Origin of the sequence: Erythrobacter sp. KY5, from assembly GCF_003264115.1 — a bacterium.
In the GTDB taxonomy this organism is placed as follows: domain Bacteria; phylum Pseudomonadota; class Alphaproteobacteria; order Sphingomonadales; family Sphingomonadaceae; genus Erythrobacter.
In genome coordinates this window covers 3104274-3118809 of sequence record NZ_CP021912.1, presented here as the reverse complement: position 1 = coordinate 3118809, position 14536 = coordinate 3104274, and the positions used below count along the sequence as shown (strand labels likewise).

Here is a 14536-nt window from a genome sequence, read left to right as displayed (position 1 = left end):
AGGGGCTGCTCTATTCCGGCATCCCGGCATCGCGCGCGAACATATAGGCGCGCTCAACCAGCGGGGCGACGCGCTCGCTCATCGACTTGGCGTGGGCGGAGGATGCCGTGCCGTCGATCACGCGCTTCTTGATGCCCTGCATGATGCCCGCAAGCCGGAACAGGTTGTAGGCAAAATACCAGTCCATCGGCGGGACGGGATAGCCGGTCCGCGCAACATAGCGTTCGACCGCTTCCTCGACCGTGGGAATGCCGAGCTTGCCCAGATCAAGCCCAAGCAGACCCGCGCGCCCGTCGGCAGGTTGGAACCAGTTGAGCATCAGGTAGCTGAAATCGGCAATCGGATCGCCCAGCGTCGACAGCTCCCAGTCGAGCACTGCGATGATGCGCGGCTCGCTCTTATGAAAGATCACGTTGTCGAGCCGGTAGTCGCCATGGACGACCGAGCTTTCATGCTGCGGCGGGATCGTCTCGGGCAGCCATTCGATCAGCCGCTCCATCTGGGGCATGTGCTCTGTTTCGGAAAGCTTGTACTGCTTCGACCAACGCGAGATCTGACGCGCGCAATAGTCGGTCGGCTTGCCATAATCGCCAAGCCCGATTTCGGCAGGCTTGTTGAGGTGCAGGTCGGCCATCGTGTCGATCAGCGCGTGGTAATGCGCGCGGCGTTCCTCCGGCTCCATCCCCGGCAGCGCGCCGTTCCACAGCGAACGCCCATCGGCCATGCTCATCACGAAAAACTTGGAGCCGATAACCTCGGCATCTTCGCAAAGGCCATATGTTTTTGGCACCGGAAATCCGGTCGGGTGAAGGCCCGTCATCGCCGCATATTCGCGGTCCACCGCGTGGGCCGACGGAAGCAGCTTGCCGAAAGGCTGGCGGCGCAGGACGTAGTTCGTTTCCGGCGTCTCGATCTTGTAGGTGGGGTTCGACTGCCCGCCCTTGAACTTGGTGTAGCTGATCGGCCCGGCGAAGCCTTCGACATTGGCCTCGAACCACCGGGTCAGGGCTTCAAGGTCGAGCTTGTCGCGCTCTTCGACCTCGACCGTGCCGACCATCTCCTTGTCAAAATCAATGTCCATCAGTCGAACATGACCACGCTGCGTGCGTGGCTCCCTTCGCGCATTTTGTCGAACCCGGCATTCACACCCTCAAGCCCGATGCGCTCTGCAATAATCGTGTCGAGGTCGAGCAGCCCGCGCATATAGAAATCGACAAGGCGCGGGAGGTCGACCGGGAAGTGGTTCATGCCCATGATCGCGCCCATCAGCTTCTTGCCGCCAAGCAGGTCCATCGCGCCCAGCCCGACCTTGCAGTCGAGCGGCATCATACCGAGGATCACCGCCGTCCCGCCGCGCCTCAGCGAGGCAACCGCGAGGTCCGCCGAGGCCTGACGCCCCACAGCCTCGATCCCCCAGTGAACGCCGCCACCCGAAAGCTCCAGGATCTGCTTTGCCGCGTCCTCGGCAAGCGCATCGACCGTGTGGGTCGCGCCCAGAACCTTGGCAAGCTCGCGTTTTTCGGGGAGCGGATCGGCCGCGATCACCTTGCCAGCGCCAGCGATCCTGGCTGCGTTGATCGTCGCAAGGCCAACCCCCCCGCAGCCAACGACCAGCACGGTTTCACCCGGCGTCACCTTGCAGGCGTTGAAGATCGTCCCCGCACCCGTCGTCACCGCGCAACCGATCACGGCAGCACGGTCCAGCGGCATGTCCTTGTCGATCGCGACGCAGGCGTTTTCGTGGATCAGCATCTGCTCGGACAGGGCCGAGAGGTTGAGCATCTGGGCAACCGGTGAACCATCCGCGCGGGTCATGCGCGGCGCATCGCCCTTGCCGCGCCGGGTCGCCCCGCCAAGGCACAGCGCCATGCGGCCCGTCACGCAGAACTCGCAGGTTCCGCAAAAGGCGGAGAGGCACGAGACGACATGATCGCCCGGCTTCACCGTGCGCACTTCGCTGCCCACCGCGCGCACGATGCCCGCGGCTTCGTGACCCGGGACGCAGGGCAGGGCGTGCGGATAGGCTCCGTCGATGAAGTGCAGGTCGGAATGGCACAGGCCACACGCCTTGGTGTCGATCAGGACTTCGTGAGGGGCGGGGTCGGAATATTCGACCTCGCCGATCACAAGCCCTTCTCCCGGCTGTTCCAGGATTGCTGCTTTCGCCATCTTTGGCTTCCTCTCTCGCGCCCTTGCGGGCCCTTATGTGTCGTTTAGCGAGCGACGCCCATATCGCCCGAGCTGAAGCCGCCCGCGTCGTTCGCTGCGCCGCCACCATCGCGAAGGGCGTTGGCAGTCGGACCTTCCTGCGGTGCGTGCTTGCCGATCTCCATGCGGGCGATCGAGCGTGCGTGAACCTCGTCGGGACCATCGGCAAGACGCAGCGTGCGCTGATGCGCGTAGGCGCTGGCAAGGCCGTAATCCTCGGACACGCCGCCGCCGCCATGGGCCTGGATCGCATCGTCGATGATCTTGAGGGCCATGTTGGGCGCCTGCACCTTGATCATGGCGATTTCCTGCTTGGCCGACTTGTTGCCGACCTTGTCCATCATGTCTGCAGCTTTGAGGCACAGGAGGCGGGTCATGTCGATGTCGATGCGGGCACGCGCAATGCGCTCTTCCCAGACCGAGTGCTTGTAGATCGGCTTGCCGAACGCCTCGCGCTCCTGAAGACGGCGGCACATCTTGGCGAGCGCTTCTTCGGCAACGCCGATGGTGCGCATGCAGTGGTGAATACGGCCCGGGCCGAGGCGCCCCTGTGCGATCTCGAAACCGCGGCCTTCGCCCAGCAGCATGTTGGAGACAGGGACGCGCACGTCCTTCATTTCGACTTCCATGTGCCCGTGCGGTGCATCGTCATAGCCGAAGACAGGCAGGTGACGGATGACGTTCACGCCGGGCGTGTCGATCGGCATGAGGACCATGGATTGCTGTGCGTGACGCTTGGCTTCGAAGTCGGTCTTTCCCATGACAATCGCGACCTTGCAGCGCGGATCGCCGAGCCCTGACGACCACCACTTGCGACCGTTGATGACGTATTCGTCGCCGTCGCGTTCGATCCGGGTTTCGATGTTCGTCGCGTCCGAGGATGCCGTGTAAGGCTCCGTCATGAGGAAGGCGCTGCGGATTTCGCCGTTCATCAGCGGGCGCAGCCACTCTTCCTTCTGTTCACGCGTGCCGTAGCGGTGGAACACTTCCATGTTGCCGGTGTCGGGAGCGGAGCAGTTGAAGACTTCAGACGCCCAGCCGATGCGGCCCATTTCCTCTGCGCACAGCGCATATTCGAGGTTGGTGAGGCCGGGACCTTCGAATTCGAAGGTGTCGTCGACATGGTGGTGGCTGTCATTGCGCGGGGGCATGAACAGGTTCCAGATGCCTTCGTCCTTGGCGATGGCTTTCTTGTCTTCGATGATCTGGATCACCTTCCAGCGGTCGCCCTCGGCGTCCTGCTGCTTGTAGGTGTCCATGTTGGGACGCACGTGCTTTTCGATGAAATTGCGCACGCGGTCGCGCCAATAGGCCTGGCGCTCTGTGGGTTCGAAATCCATGGGGGTGTTCCTCTCTCGTCCTTATCTGAAACCGAATCTGTTGAAATCGACCGTGGCAGAGCCAGTAAGCTGCGCCAAGGGTAAGTTTTGCCGATCAAATCACCGAATGGGCATCGGGATCGGCGCGGGCTGCATCGCCGATGGCCTTGCCTCCCAGCGGCACGCCCTCATCCTTGCCCGTGTGGCGGCGGTGCAGGCGTTCGAGCCGGGCTTCGTGCTCTTCACGCCCGATCGGGAAGCTGCCGAGCCAGTAAGCCGCGATCAAGGCGAGTATGATCGACGCGCTGCCATAATACAGCACCATGTCGTTTACGACCGCGCCGGGAACAGAGCCTGGATCGGCGTCGGTCGAAAGCTGGGCAAGGCCGATGATCTGTCCGGTCAGGAAAATGCCCGCCCCGGTGGCGCATTTCTGGATCAGCCAGTTGCCCGAATAGAACGCGGCCTCTGCACGGCGGTGCGTGCGTTCCTCGAAAGCTTCGACAATCTCCGCGATCATGGAGGTGGCCGAAATCATCATGACAACGCCCAGCGTGTTGCCGAACAGCAGGAACAAGAAATAGCCATAGGTCGAGGCAGGCGTGCCTCTTTCAAACCAGAGACCGGCGAGCAGCAGCGCATAGGGCGTGAACCCGATGACAAGCGCACCCAGTGCGGCAATCGCGGCAGAGCGCGCCTTGCCCCATTCGCGGTGCATCGGGCCGACGATCACGAACATCAGGACAACCGACAGGAACAAGGTCGCTGGGAACAGGATCAGCTCGTTCTCCTTCAACTGCCAGACAAACAGGTTGAGGTAGTTGAGGATCGAGAACGTCATCCCCTGGCTGATATAGGCTGCCAGCGCGCCCGCGGCGAAGATCAGAAAGCTCTTTTCGGAAAACGCATCAAAGATTTCGGAGAAAGCGCCCTTGAGTGAAAAGGGCGGCGGCTTATGCTCTGGCAGGCGTGCGACAAGGTAATGTTGACCCGCTGCCGACCCGATGACCGAGATCGCCATCAGCGCCGCTCCGAACGCGCCGAAATAGATGTATCCATCTTCCTGCAGGAGCCCATCCGCGCCCGGCATAAACACCGTATAGGCGAGGGCCATCATCAGCAGGCCCCCAAGCCAACCCGACAGGAAGCGGTAGCGGAAGAGCGTGGTACGCTCGTCATAATCCTGCGTGATTTCAGGCACGAGGCTGACCGAGGGCACCTCGCAGGCCGACAGCAGGATGCGCACCGCAATCGCTATCCCGACAAGGCCGTAAAAGCTTGGCGCTTCGCCTCCCGGCGGCGACCACAGCATGACCCAGACCACCGCAAGCGGGATGGGCGCGATATAAAGCCACGGCAAACGCCTGCCCCAGCGTGTGTAGGTTCGGTCGGAAAGATTGCCGATGATAGGGTCGATCACCGCATCGACCAGCAACGCGATCAGCAAAGCAAGGCTGACCAGCCGCGCATCCATGCCGAGGACCTGATTGTAGAAGATCAGCAGGAAGAACGAAAAGCCGGAATCCTTCACCCCGAACGCCACTGCGCCAAAGCCATGAATGAGCTTGAGGCGTCCGGGGAGTTTGCCCTTCGTAAATGCCATTACTTGCCCGCCGTTTCGGCAGCAGCTTTGGCCTGTTCTTCCATCGCTTCGAGCCCGGCGAACAAGGTATCCTCCTCCGGGTCCCAGCAATGACGCGGACCGATGGTGATACCGCCATCGACGATCAGCGAAGTACCGGTGACGAAGCTCGCCGCATCGCTGGCAAGATATGCGACCGCCTCGGCAATATCCGATGGCTGCCCGCCTCGCTTGACCGGCTGGGCGTTGGAGGAAAGCTGCGCGATGGCAGCGTTGGCCATGGTCTTCATCTCGTCCGGAATTTCGAGCGTCGAGGTGAAGATGTTGGTGTTGATGAAGCCCGGCTGGATCGCGTTTACCCGAATGTCATGCTGGGCGAGGTCGGCGGCGGCACACTTGGTCAGGTGCAGAACGCCTGCCTTTGCAACCGCATAGGCCGTGGGCGAATAACCCGGACCGACTGCGGCCACGCTGGACACATTGACGATGCTCGCGCCCTTTCGCCCCTTCATATGCGGGACGGCGTAGCGGATGCCGAATGCGACCGAGCGCAGGACGAGGTCCATCGTCATGTCCCATTCTTCAGGCTCGATCTCGTCGATGCCGGGACGTGCTCCGCCAGCTGCCGCATTGTTGAACACGGTGTCGATTCCGCCGGTCTCGCGCGCGGCTGTGTCCATCAGCGCCTTGATCGAAGCGGGGTCGGTGACGTCGCAAGGGACAAAGCGCACATCGCCTTCGGTTTCGCTGGCGAGCTTTTCGCCGCCCACTTTGTCGATGTCGCTGGCAAAGACGGTGGCGCCTTCGCGGGCGAAGAGCTGCGCTGCGGCAAGGCCGATGCCCGACGCTGCGCCCGTGATGACTATCGTCTTTCCGGCGAATCTCATCAATGCTGTCCCTCTCTCCATCCTCAATTGCAACCTAATCGGAAAGGGGACTTCGTCAACGCAAACCGGATGACGTTACGGCATGGGCGTGCCAGCGAAGTGTGCTTGCGGCGCGCGGGCAAATGACGATAACGTAAGCGTCAAGTGAGAGACAATGAGAGGAGTCGCCCCCATGGCTGACCGAACCGTGACCGATCTGGAAACCTTCCGTCAGGAAACCCGAGAATGGCTTGAAGCCAACTGCCCCCCCGAAATGCGCCAACCCGTGCGCGATGACGACGACGTTTACTGGGGTGGGCGCAACGCGACCTTCAAGAACGATGCGCAAAAGGCATGGTTCGAGGCGGCCCGCGACAAGGGCTATACCGTGCCAAGCTGGCCCAAGGAATACGGCGGAGCTGGCCTCAGCGCTCCCGAAGCCAAGATCCTGCGCCAGGAAATGAGCCGCATCGGCGCACGCCCGCCGCTGTCCTCCTTCGGCATCTGGATGCTTGGCCCCGCGCTTTTGCAATTCGGCACCGAGGGCCAGAAGAAGCGCTTCCTCAATGAAATCGCGCGTGGCGAAATCCGCTGGTGCCAAGGCTATTCGGAGCCGGGCAGCGGTTCCGACCTCGTCTCGATGCAGACCTTTGGCGAGGACAAGGGTGATCACTGGATCGTCAACGGCCAGAAGATCTGGACCTCCTACGCCGATCAGGCCGACTGGATCTTCTGCCTCGTTCGCACCGACAAGAACGACAAGTACAAGGGCATTACTTTCATGCTCTTCGACATGGCGGGCGCGGGCGTTTCGACCAAGCCGATCCTGCTGATCAGCGGCAACTCGCCTTTCTGCGAGACCTTCTTCGACGATGTGAAAGTGCCCAAGTCCTATGGCGAGGACGTTCCCGGCTATGTCGGCGAGGTGGGTCGCGGCTGGGACGTTGCGAAGTACCTGCTCGGCCATGAGCGCGAGATGATCTCTGGCATGGGCGGCGGCGAACGTACCGCAGCCATCGGCTCTGCCATGAAGCGCCATGCGCAGCGGAACGGCGATGAACTCGATCCGATCCTGCGCAGCGAGCTTGCCCTGTTCGACGTCGACGCGCTCGCTTTCACCGCCATGGCCGAGAAGTTCATGGACGAGATGAAGGCAGGCAAGGGTCACCCGGCTCAGCCCAACATGATGAAATATGTCGGCACCGAGCTGAACAAGCGCCGCCACGAGCTCATGATGAGCGCTGGCGGTTCGCGCAGCCTTGAATGGAAAAGCGAAGAGACGAGCGGCGGCAAGCCCTCGCGCAACTGGCTTCGCACCAAGGCGAACTCGATCGAGGGCGGCACGTCCGAAGTCATGCTCAACGTGATTTCGAAGCGCATTCTCGAACTGCCGGGATCGTAAGCAATCCGTTGCCCTGGACCTGATCCGGGGCCACTCACAATACCGAACCGATCCCGGATCACATCCGGGATGATGGGTGCGGAGAGGAACAACCAAATGCCCCTTTTTCACGACGAAGATCAGGCCATGCTGGCCGACAGCGCCAGCGGCTTCATGGCCGAAGAAGGCAACATCGCCAAACAGCTGCGCCATTGGCGCGACCGCGATTGCAAGGACGGTTTCGGCCACGGCCTGTGGAAGCAAATGGCCGAGATGGGCTTCACCGGCATGCTGGTGGCCGAAGATGATGGCGGTCTTGGTATGGGCCATGTCGAGGCAGGGATCGTGCTCGAAGAGATCGGCCGCAACCTGACGCCTTCGCCGTTTCTGACATCATCCGTGCTCGCCGCGACCGCGCTCGGTCACGGCAGTTCGGACCTCAAAGGCCGCTACCTCCCCGGCCTCATCGAAGGCGAGAGCGTCTTTGCCGTCGCCATCGACGAGACCGCCAAGCACCGCCCCGACCGCATCACCACCCGTGCCGAGAAGTCGGGCAATGGCTTCAGGCTGACCGGCTCCAAAAGCTTCGTGATCCACGGGGTCAGCGCCGACATGCTGGTCGTCGCCGCGCGTACCAGCGGCGCGGACGATGATGAGGATGGCATTACCCTGTTCGCCGTGCCCAGGGATGCGGCCAATATGAGCCACGACAGCGTTCGCCTCGTCGACAGCTCGATGGCAACGCACACGAAGTTCGATGGCACCATGCTCGATGGCGATGCTGTGATCGGCGAAGTCGATGGCGGGCGCGAGATCCTGAACACGATGCTGAAAGCAGGCCGCGTGGGCGCAGCGTCGGAAGGCGTCGGCGTTGCGCAAGGGGCGATGGACATGACCGTCGACTACCTCAAGCAGCGCAAGCAGTTCGGCAAGGTTATCGGCGAGTTTCAGGCGCTCCAGCACCGCGCATCGCACCTCTATTCCGAAGTCGAAATCGCCCGCGCCGCTACGATCAAGGCTCAGCAACTGCTCGACGCAGACAGCGAACGCGCCGACCTGATGATCTCGGTCGCCAAGGCCAAGGTCGCCAAGGCAGCCGGCCTCGCGGTCAAGGAAGGCGTGCAGATGCACGGCGGCATCGGCATGACCGACGAATACGACATCGGCCTTTACATGAAGCGCGACCGCGCGCTGCAGGAGTTCCTGGGCGATGCCTATTTCCACGCCAGCCGCGTTGCCGAGCTGAGCGGGTACTGAGGAGTTTAGAACATGGACATCAATTCACTTTTCGGTCTCGAAGGGCGCATCGCTCTTGTCACCGGCGGATCGCGCGGCATCGGCAAGATGATCGTCGAAGGCCTGCTCGCTGCGGGTGCGGCGCGCGTCTACATCGTCGCCCGCAAGAAGGAACAGGTTGACGAAACCGCCGCAGAGCTTGGTGAGAAGGTCATCGGCCTTGTTGCTGACCTGTCGCAGATGGACGGCATCCAGCAGCTTGCCGACGAGATTGCGAGCCGCGAGGACAAGCTCGACATCCTCGTCAACAATGCAGGCGCTGCGTGGGGCGAACCCTTCACCGAGTTCAGCGAAGCGGGCTGGCACCGCACGATGGACCTGAACGTCAAGACGCCGTTTTTCCTGACGCAGAAGCTGCACGGCCTGCTCAAGGCCGCCGGCACGCCCGAGCGTCCGGCCAAGGTGCTGATGATCGCCTCGATCGACGGGATGAAGACCAATCCATGGCCGACCTATCCCTATCAGGCGTCGAAAGCGGGCCTTATCCACCTGACCCGCCGCATGGCCGCAGAGCTGGTGAACGACAACATCATCGTCAACGGCATCGGGCCGGGCGCTTTCCCGAGCTCGATGAACAAGGCGGCGCGCGACAACGAGGATCTGGTCAAGCGCGGCATCCCCTCAAGGCGCGTCGGCGTGACCGAGGACATGGCAGGCGGCGCGATCTACCTCTTGAGCCGCGCTGGCGACTACGTGGTGGGCACGACCATCGCGATCGATGGCGGCGTGGTGAACGCCAATGTCGGCGCGGGCAACTTCGTCGATCCGTCGGGCGAATGAGCGGTTCGCGCCAGCGCTTTGCCCGAGAAGTGGACCGCATGTTACACGGTCCAGGGCCAAAACCGGCAAAGTGTCACCTTTGAGCGCCAAAAGCGTCACCTTAGCGCCCAAAGTGTAACCTTAGCAGGGCCAAGCGTCACTGTACGAGGGTGCAAAGTGTCACCTTGGCGCGGCGCGATCTGCGGTTTGCGAGCATCGACAATTTGAAAGAGCTTTCCGCCCGATAGCAAACCGGCTGCGAGTAGGAAAACGGCCGCGTCCGGGTGGGGCAGAAGCCGTCAATTTGCTGGCGGTCTCTCGCCCGACCCAATTCAACTTGGCTCAACACAGAGCCAGCTTGGCTCATACCCGAATTATTTTGGCACTTTGTCGTCCGCCCCGTGTTGCACCTGCATCTAAGTATTTCAAAAAGGATGCAAAAAATGAGCAGCACGGTTTTCAAATCACTCACCGATACCACTTTCGATTCTGTCGAAGGCTACCGCCAGGCCCACGAAAAGGCTGACAGTCCTCAGCTTAAGCAGGCACTCCAAAAGCGCTGCAGCGAGCGTGAAAATACGCTTCGCCAGATGAATGCGGAACTGGAGCGGCAGGGCGACGAGCTCGTGACCAAAGGCACCTTGACCGGCGAAGCCCATCAGATGTGGCAGAGCATCACTTCGGCGTTCGAGGACAACGACGAAGCCGCCGCCGAGCGCGTAGAAGAAGGCGAAGACTACATCAAGAACAAGTTCGAAGAAGCGCTTCAGAGCGACCAGCTCGAAGCGTCGGAACGCTCCGTCGTCCAGCAGGTGTTCAACGAAATCTGCGAAGGCGAACGCTTTGGCGACCTGATCGCAAAGCAATACGACTAAGATCGTGACGATATTGGAGGAAGGGCGCGGAGGAATCCGTGCCCTTTCTTACGTCAAGGTCAGATTTTAGCTCACAGTCGCGAGAGGCGTGGCGGTCCGCAATCGGGCCGCGAGCAGCCCGCAGCCACCTACCCCATCAATTCGCGCACAAACGGAATCAGCCCGGTCTGGCGCGTCCTGCGCATACGCTCGGCGTCCAGCACTTCGCATACCCGTGCGAAGCATTCCTCGACACTGTCGTTGATGACGACGTAATCGTATTCGGCCCAGTGGCTGATTTCAGCGCGGGCGCGTTCCATGCGGACGTCGATCACCTGGTCTGAATCCTGCGCGCGCGATTCCAGCCGGCGGCGCAATTCATCGAGGCTGGGCGGGAGGACGAAGACGGTAACGACGTCCTGGTCGTCCTTTTGCTTCAGCTGCTGCGTGCCCTGCCAGTCGATGTCGAACAGATAGTCCTGCCCCTGTTTAAGCCCCTCGCGGATATGGCCCTTGGGCGTTCCGTAACGATGGCCGAAGACGTGCGCCCATTCGTAGAAGTCGTCCTCCTCGACCATGCGGTCGAACTCGGCATCGGAGACGAAGTGATAATGCACGCCGTCTTCCTCGCCCGGACGCGGGGGGCGGGTGGTGGCCGAAATCGAAAGCCTGATCTCGGGATCCTTCGCCAGCAGCATGCGCGAAAGCGTCGTTTTGCCTGCGCCCGATGGCGAGGACAGGATGAAAAGCAGGCCGCGGCGTGCAAGTTTGTCGATGGTTTTGAAGTCGCCCATATCGCCCACTGGCGTTATCGCAGCGTCAAATCAAGGGGGCTTTGGCCGCTATTCCTCTGATGAGGTGAGCTTGCCGACACCTTCGCGGCGTTTGCGCAGCTGCCGGCTTCTGCCGCGATCATACAGCGTCTTGGCAACCAGCGCGCCGGTCACAACCCCAAGCCCGAGCGGAGAACGCGTGGCAAGTTTGCTCGCACCATAAAGGGCAAGCGAAGTGACCACGGTGCGCCCGTCAAGCACTTCGCGCGCCTTGTCGTCATCACCGTAATTGGCCCGTGCAACCCGGCGTTCGACATTCTTGCGGAACATGGTCGATGCGCCGCGGATGATGATTTCGGCGATCACAAGGTTGGTCGCGGGATTGGTGCTGGGGACGGGCGCTCGCGTATTGGCGCTTGCATCGGCGCTCGGTTCGACGAGTTCGCGCGCAACCGGGTCGCGCGCCATCGCCCCGCGTTTCAACCGGCTGGCCTTGTCGCGGGCAAATTCGCGTGCTTTTTGTGATCGTCTCTCGCTCATTACTAATCAACACCACTAGCAGCGGAAGGTTTCCAGCCCGTTTCCCAGCCCGTGAAGATCAGCGCGAAAAGTTTTGCGCCCCGCGCTATTTCTTGCGGCCGAAATCGACCGTTACGACATTGGAGCCATCGTCCGCGCTGTCCCCGGCGACATTAGCGGTCTGCACGTCGGCGTCGTTCTGGGCGTCTTCATGCTCTTCGGGGGCGAGTTCACTGACCGATGCCTGGAACTGGAGGCCGAAATCCACCGCCGGATCGACGAAGGCCGTGATCGCAGCAAAGGGAATTTCAAGCTTGGCCGGGATCTGGTTGAAAGAGAGGCCGACGGTAAAGCCATCCTCGCGCACGTCGAGGTCCCAGAACTTGTTCTGAAGGACGATCGTCATTTCATCGGGAAAGCGTTCGCGCAGGTGAGCGGGGATCGACACGCCGCTCGCCCCGGTCTTGAAAGTGATGTAGAAATGGTGGTTGCCGGGCAGTTCGCTGCCCCCACGCTCGATCTCTCCGAGCACACGCCCGACCACGGCGCGCAGCGCCTCCTGGACGATCTCGTCATACGGGATCAGGCTATCGGGTGTGTCTTCGGTCATCACGATACAAAGCGTGGCGAGCCTCGCGGCGCGGGTCAAGCGTTTCGTGAGCGATTGTATGCAATTATGCCAATCACCCGTTTGCACACCCCGACGAGAAGCCTATAGCGCGCGCCATGACTGACCAGCCCAGAACCGGAAAAGTAGAGCGGAAAACCGCAGAGACCTCGATCGAGATCGCGGTGAACCTCGACGGAACAGGCACTTATGACGTTTCGACGGGGATCGGATTTCTCGATCACATGGTCGAACAGTTTTCGAAACATTCGCTGATCGACGTGACGATGAAGGTCGAAGGCGACCTGCATGTCGACCAGCACCACACGACCGAGGATTCGGCGATTGCGCTGGGTCAGGCGCTGTCTGATGCGCTGGGTGATAAGGCGGGGATCGGGCGGTATGGCAGCGCGTACTCTCCGATGGACGAGACGCTTTCTCGCGTGTCGCTCGACATTTCGGGGCGGCCTTACCTGGTGTGGAAGGCCGCGTTCAGCCAGGAAAAGCTCGGCGAATGGGACACCGAGCTGATCGAGCACTGGTTCCATTCGGTCGCGCAGTCTGCCGGACTGACGCTGCATTGCGAGCTGCTTTACGGCACCAACAACCACCACATTTGCGAGAGCCTTTACAAGGGCTTTGCCCGCGCCATGCGCATCGCGGTCGAACGCGACCCGAGGAAGGGCGGCGCTATCCCGAGTACGAAAGGGCAGCTTGGTGGGTGAGGTGTTTTTGCTTTGCGCGCGCCCATCCGGGCGCGCGTCCTCGCTAGACGGCCTCCGCTCCGCTGCGGCCCCGCTGCGGGCGGGCGGTCGCCCTTGCGGCTGCTCCGCAGCCGATTGGTTTCGCCATGGCTGAGCAGGTTGCTTTGGTGGATTACGGCGCGGGCAATCTGCATTCGGTTTACAATGCGCTGAAAGCGGTCGGGGCGAACGTCAAGGTCACCGCCGATGCCAGCGTCGTGCGCGCAGCCGACCGCATCGTGCTCCCCGGAGTGGGCGCGTTCAAGGCGTGTGCCGAAGGCCTCAAAGCCGTGCCGGGCATGGTCGACGCGCTGCATGAACGGGTCGAGATCGGCGGTGCGCCGTTCCTCGGCATCTGCGTCGGCATGCAATTGCTCGCGACGCGCGGCCTTGAGCACGGCACGCATAAGGGCCTCGGCTGGATACCGGGCGAGGTTCGCCTGATCCAGCCGCACGACCCGGCGATCAAGGTGCCGCATATGGGCTGGAACGACGTTGCAATCATGCCTCATGCGCGCCGAAAGTCCGGGGGGCATCAGGTGATCGAGGAGGGCGAGGCCTACTTCCTCCACTCCTATCACTTCGTCGCCGAAGACCCGTATCACGTTGCGGCTCTGACCGACCATGGCGAAGGCCTTGTGGCAGCGGTCAGCCGCGCCAACATTGCAGGCGTGCAGTTTCACCCTGAAAAGAGCCAAGCCTATGGTCTTGCGACGTTGGAAAGGTTCCTCGCATGGAAGCCGTAAGACCTGCTGTCATTCCCGCAAAAGCGGGAACCCAGGATGGCCTTGGTGCAAATTCGCCCAGGGTCCCCGCTTGCGCGGGGATGACTTTGAGAGGGGTCACAGCGAAATGATCGTTTTCCCAGCCATCGACCTCAAGGGCGGCGAAGTCGTGCGGCTTGCCGAAGGCGACATGGACCGCGCGACGATCTATGGCGACGATCCTGCCGCGCAGGCGATGATCTTCGCCGAAGCGGGCGCAGAGCACCTTCACGTGGTCGACCTCGACGGCTCGTTTGCAGGCGAGGGACGCAATATCGAGGCGGTGAAGGCCATCGTCGAGCAGTTCCCCGGCTATGTGCAGCTTGGCGGCGGCATCCGCGATGCCAAGGCGGTCGAGGGATGGTTCGATCTTGGTGTTGCGCGCGTGGTGATGGGCTCCGCCGCGCTCAAGGACCCCGAATTCGTCAAGGAGATGGCCCGCGAATGGGAAGGCGGCATCGTCGTCGCGGTGGACGCGAAAGACGGCATGGTCGCGACCGAAGGCTGGGCCGAAGTGTCCGACGTTCCCGTGGTCGACCTCGCCCGTCGGTTCGAGGATGCAGGCGTTGCCGCGCTGCTTTTCACCGACATTGGGCGCGACGGGCTGCTCAAAGGCGTGAACATCGAGGCGACGGTGGACTTGGCCCAGCGCGTCGACATCCCGGTGATCGCCAGCGGCGGGGTAAAGGGATTGGCCGACATCCACATCCTGTCGCTTCAGGCGCATAACGGCATTGAAGGCGTGATTACAGGGCGGGCTCTTTATGAAGGCAAGCTCGATCTTGCAGCGGCGATCCAGATGGGCGCGCGGGCATGAGCAGCCTATTTCGTCATTGCGAGCGAGGCGAAGCAATCCATGGACCGA

15 protein-coding genes are annotated in these 14536 nt (G+C 61.9%); 7 read left to right on the top strand and 8 right to left on the bottom strand.

What is annotated here, in order from left to right; all coding sequences use genetic code 11:
* Positions 1–10: 10 nt before the first annotated feature.
* The 5 genes from CD351_RS14685 to CD351_RS14665 all read right to left on the bottom strand — a co-directional run bounded on the left by CD351_RS14685 (position 11) and on the right by CD351_RS14665 (position 5996).
* Positions 11–1081, bottom strand: coding sequence for a phosphotransferase family protein (locus CD351_RS14685; protein ID WP_111993329.1), 1071 nt, complete (start codon positions 1079–1081; stop codon positions 11–13).
* On the bottom strand, positions 1081–2169 hold the full coding sequence (locus tag CD351_RS14680) for a Zn-dependent alcohol dehydrogenase (RefSeq protein ID WP_111993328.1): 1089 nt from the start codon (positions 2167–2169) through the stop codon (positions 1081–1083). Before CD351_RS14680 ends, CD351_RS14685 begins: the two co-directional genes overlap by 1 nt.
* Positions 2170–2213: 44 nt before the next feature.
* On the bottom strand, positions 2214–3548 hold the full coding sequence (locus CD351_RS14675; RefSeq protein ID WP_111993327.1) for an acyl-CoA dehydrogenase family protein: 1335 nt from the start codon (positions 3546–3548) through the stop codon (positions 2214–2216).
* A gap of 94 nt (positions 3549–3642) precedes the next feature.
* Positions 3643–5130 carry an MFS transporter gene (locus CD351_RS14670; RefSeq protein ID WP_111993326.1) on the bottom strand — a complete coding sequence of 496 codons (1488 nt, stop codon included), beginning with the start codon at positions 5128–5130 and terminating at the stop codon, positions 3643–3645.
* A complete protein-coding gene (locus CD351_RS14665; RefSeq protein WP_111993325.1) occupies positions 5130–5996 on the bottom strand; it encodes an SDR family NAD(P)-dependent oxidoreductase in 867 nt (288 codons plus the stop codon). Before CD351_RS14665 ends, CD351_RS14670 begins: the two co-directional genes overlap by 1 nt.
* 187 nt (positions 5997–6183) lie before the next feature.
* Between CD351_RS14665 and CD351_RS14660 the strand changes: the two genes are divergently transcribed.
* The 4 genes from CD351_RS14660 (at position 6184) to CD351_RS14645 (ending at position 10286) form a co-directional block, all read left to right on the top strand.
* Positions 6184–7377, top strand: a complete 1194-nt coding sequence (locus tag CD351_RS14660; protein WP_111993785.1) for an acyl-CoA dehydrogenase family protein — start codon at positions 6184–6186, stop codon at positions 7375–7377.
* Between the two features lie 96 nt (positions 7378–7473).
* Positions 7474–8613: an acyl-CoA dehydrogenase family protein gene (locus CD351_RS14655; RefSeq protein WP_111993324.1), complete on the top strand. Its 1140-nt coding sequence runs from the start codon at positions 7474–7476 to the stop codon at positions 8611–8613.
* Positions 8614–8625: 12 nt separating this feature from the next.
* Positions 8626–9432: an SDR family NAD(P)-dependent oxidoreductase gene (locus CD351_RS14650; protein WP_111993323.1), complete on the top strand. Its 807-nt coding sequence runs from the start codon at positions 8626–8628 to the stop codon at positions 9430–9432.
* A gap of 422 nt (positions 9433–9854) precedes the next feature.
* Positions 9855–10286, top strand: coding sequence for a PA2169 family four-helix-bundle protein (locus tag CD351_RS14645; RefSeq protein WP_111993322.1), 432 nt, complete (start codon positions 9855–9857; stop codon positions 10284–10286).
* A gap of 128 nt (positions 10287–10414) precedes the next feature.
* Here the strand turns inward: CD351_RS14645 and gmk are convergent, their stop codons facing one another.
* The 3 genes from gmk to CD351_RS14630 form a co-directional block, all read right to left on the bottom strand.
* Positions 10415–11059 (bottom strand): guanylate kinase, encoded by a 645-nt coding sequence (gmk, locus tag CD351_RS14640; protein WP_111993321.1) that lies wholly within the window; start codon positions 11057–11059, stop codon positions 10415–10417.
* A gap of 48 nt (positions 11060–11107) precedes the next feature.
* A complete protein-coding gene (locus tag CD351_RS14635) occupies positions 11108–11578 on the bottom strand; it encodes a hypothetical protein (protein WP_162627762.1) in 471 nt (156 codons plus the stop codon).
* 85 nt (positions 11579–11663) lie between these two features.
* On the bottom strand, positions 11664–12167 hold the full coding sequence (locus CD351_RS14630) for an SspB family protein (protein WP_111993319.1): 504 nt from the start codon (positions 12165–12167) through the stop codon (positions 11664–11666).
* A 116-nt stretch (positions 12168–12283) separates the two neighbouring features.
* Between CD351_RS14630 and hisB the strand changes: the two genes are divergently transcribed.
* The 3 genes from hisB to hisA all read left to right on the top strand — a co-directional run bounded on the left by hisB (position 12284) and on the right by hisA (position 14488).
* Positions 12284–12889 (top strand): imidazoleglycerol-phosphate dehydratase HisB, encoded by a 606-nt coding sequence (gene hisB / locus CD351_RS14625; RefSeq protein ID WP_111993318.1) that lies wholly within the window; start codon positions 12284–12286, stop codon positions 12887–12889.
* 125 nt (positions 12890–13014) lie between these two features.
* On the top strand, positions 13015–13653 hold the full coding sequence (gene hisH / locus CD351_RS14620) for an imidazole glycerol phosphate synthase subunit HisH (RefSeq protein ID WP_111993317.1): 639 nt from the start codon (positions 13015–13017) through the stop codon (positions 13651–13653).
* 106 nt (positions 13654–13759) lie between these two features.
* Positions 13760–14488 carry a 1-(5-phosphoribosyl)-5-[(5-phosphoribosylamino)methylideneamino]imidazole-4-carboxamide isomerase gene (gene hisA / locus CD351_RS14615; protein WP_111993316.1) on the top strand — a complete coding sequence of 243 codons (729 nt, stop codon included), beginning with the start codon at positions 13760–13762 and terminating at the stop codon, positions 14486–14488.
* Positions 14489–14536 lie beyond the last annotated feature (48 nt).

Excerpts from the sequence above, each read along its gene's own strand:
- CD351_RS14685 (WP_111993329.1), bottom strand. The coding sequence starts at position 1,081 with ATGGACATTGATTTTGACAAGGAGATGGTCGGCACGGTCGAGGTCGAA.
- CD351_RS14680 (WP_111993328.1), bottom strand. The coding sequence starts at position 2,169 with ATGGCGAAAGCAGCAATCCTGGAACAGCCGGGAGAAGGGCTTGTGATC.
- CD351_RS14675 (WP_111993327.1), bottom strand. The coding sequence starts at position 3,548 with ATGGATTTCGAACCCACAGAGCGCCAGGCCTATTGGCGCGACCGCGTG.
- CD351_RS14670 (WP_111993326.1), bottom strand. The coding sequence starts at position 5,130 with ATGGCATTTACGAAGGGCAAACTCCCCGGACGCCTCAAGCTCATTCAT.
- CD351_RS14665 (WP_111993325.1), bottom strand. The coding sequence starts at position 5,996 with ATGAGATTCGCCGGAAAGACGATAGTCATCACGGGCGCAGCGTCGGGC.
- CD351_RS14655 (WP_111993324.1), top strand. The coding sequence starts at position 7,474 with ATGCCCCTTTTTCACGACGAAGATCAGGCCATGCTGGCCGACAGCGCC.
- CD351_RS14650 (WP_111993323.1), top strand. The coding sequence starts at position 8,626 with ATGGACATCAATTCACTTTTCGGTCTCGAAGGGCGCATCGCTCTTGTC.
- CD351_RS14645 (WP_111993322.1), top strand. The coding sequence starts at position 9,855 with ATGAGCAGCACGGTTTTCAAATCACTCACCGATACCACTTTCGATTCT.
- gmk (WP_111993321.1), bottom strand. The coding sequence starts at position 11,059 with ATGGGCGACTTCAAAACCATCGACAAACTTGCACGCCGCGGCCTGCTT.
- CD351_RS14635 (WP_162627762.1), bottom strand. The coding sequence starts at position 11,578 with ATGAGCGAGAGACGATCACAAAAAGCACGCGAATTTGCCCGCGACAAG.
- CD351_RS14630 (WP_111993319.1), bottom strand. The coding sequence starts at position 12,167 with ATGACCGAAGACACACCCGATAGCCTGATCCCGTATGACGAGATCGTC.
- hisB (WP_111993318.1), top strand. The coding sequence starts at position 12,284 with ATGACTGACCAGCCCAGAACCGGAAAAGTAGAGCGGAAAACCGCAGAG.
- hisH (WP_111993317.1), top strand. The coding sequence starts at position 13,015 with ATGGCTGAGCAGGTTGCTTTGGTGGATTACGGCGCGGGCAATCTGCAT.
- hisA (WP_111993316.1), top strand. The coding sequence starts at position 13,760 with ATGATCGTTTTCCCAGCCATCGACCTCAAGGGCGGCGAAGTCGTGCGG.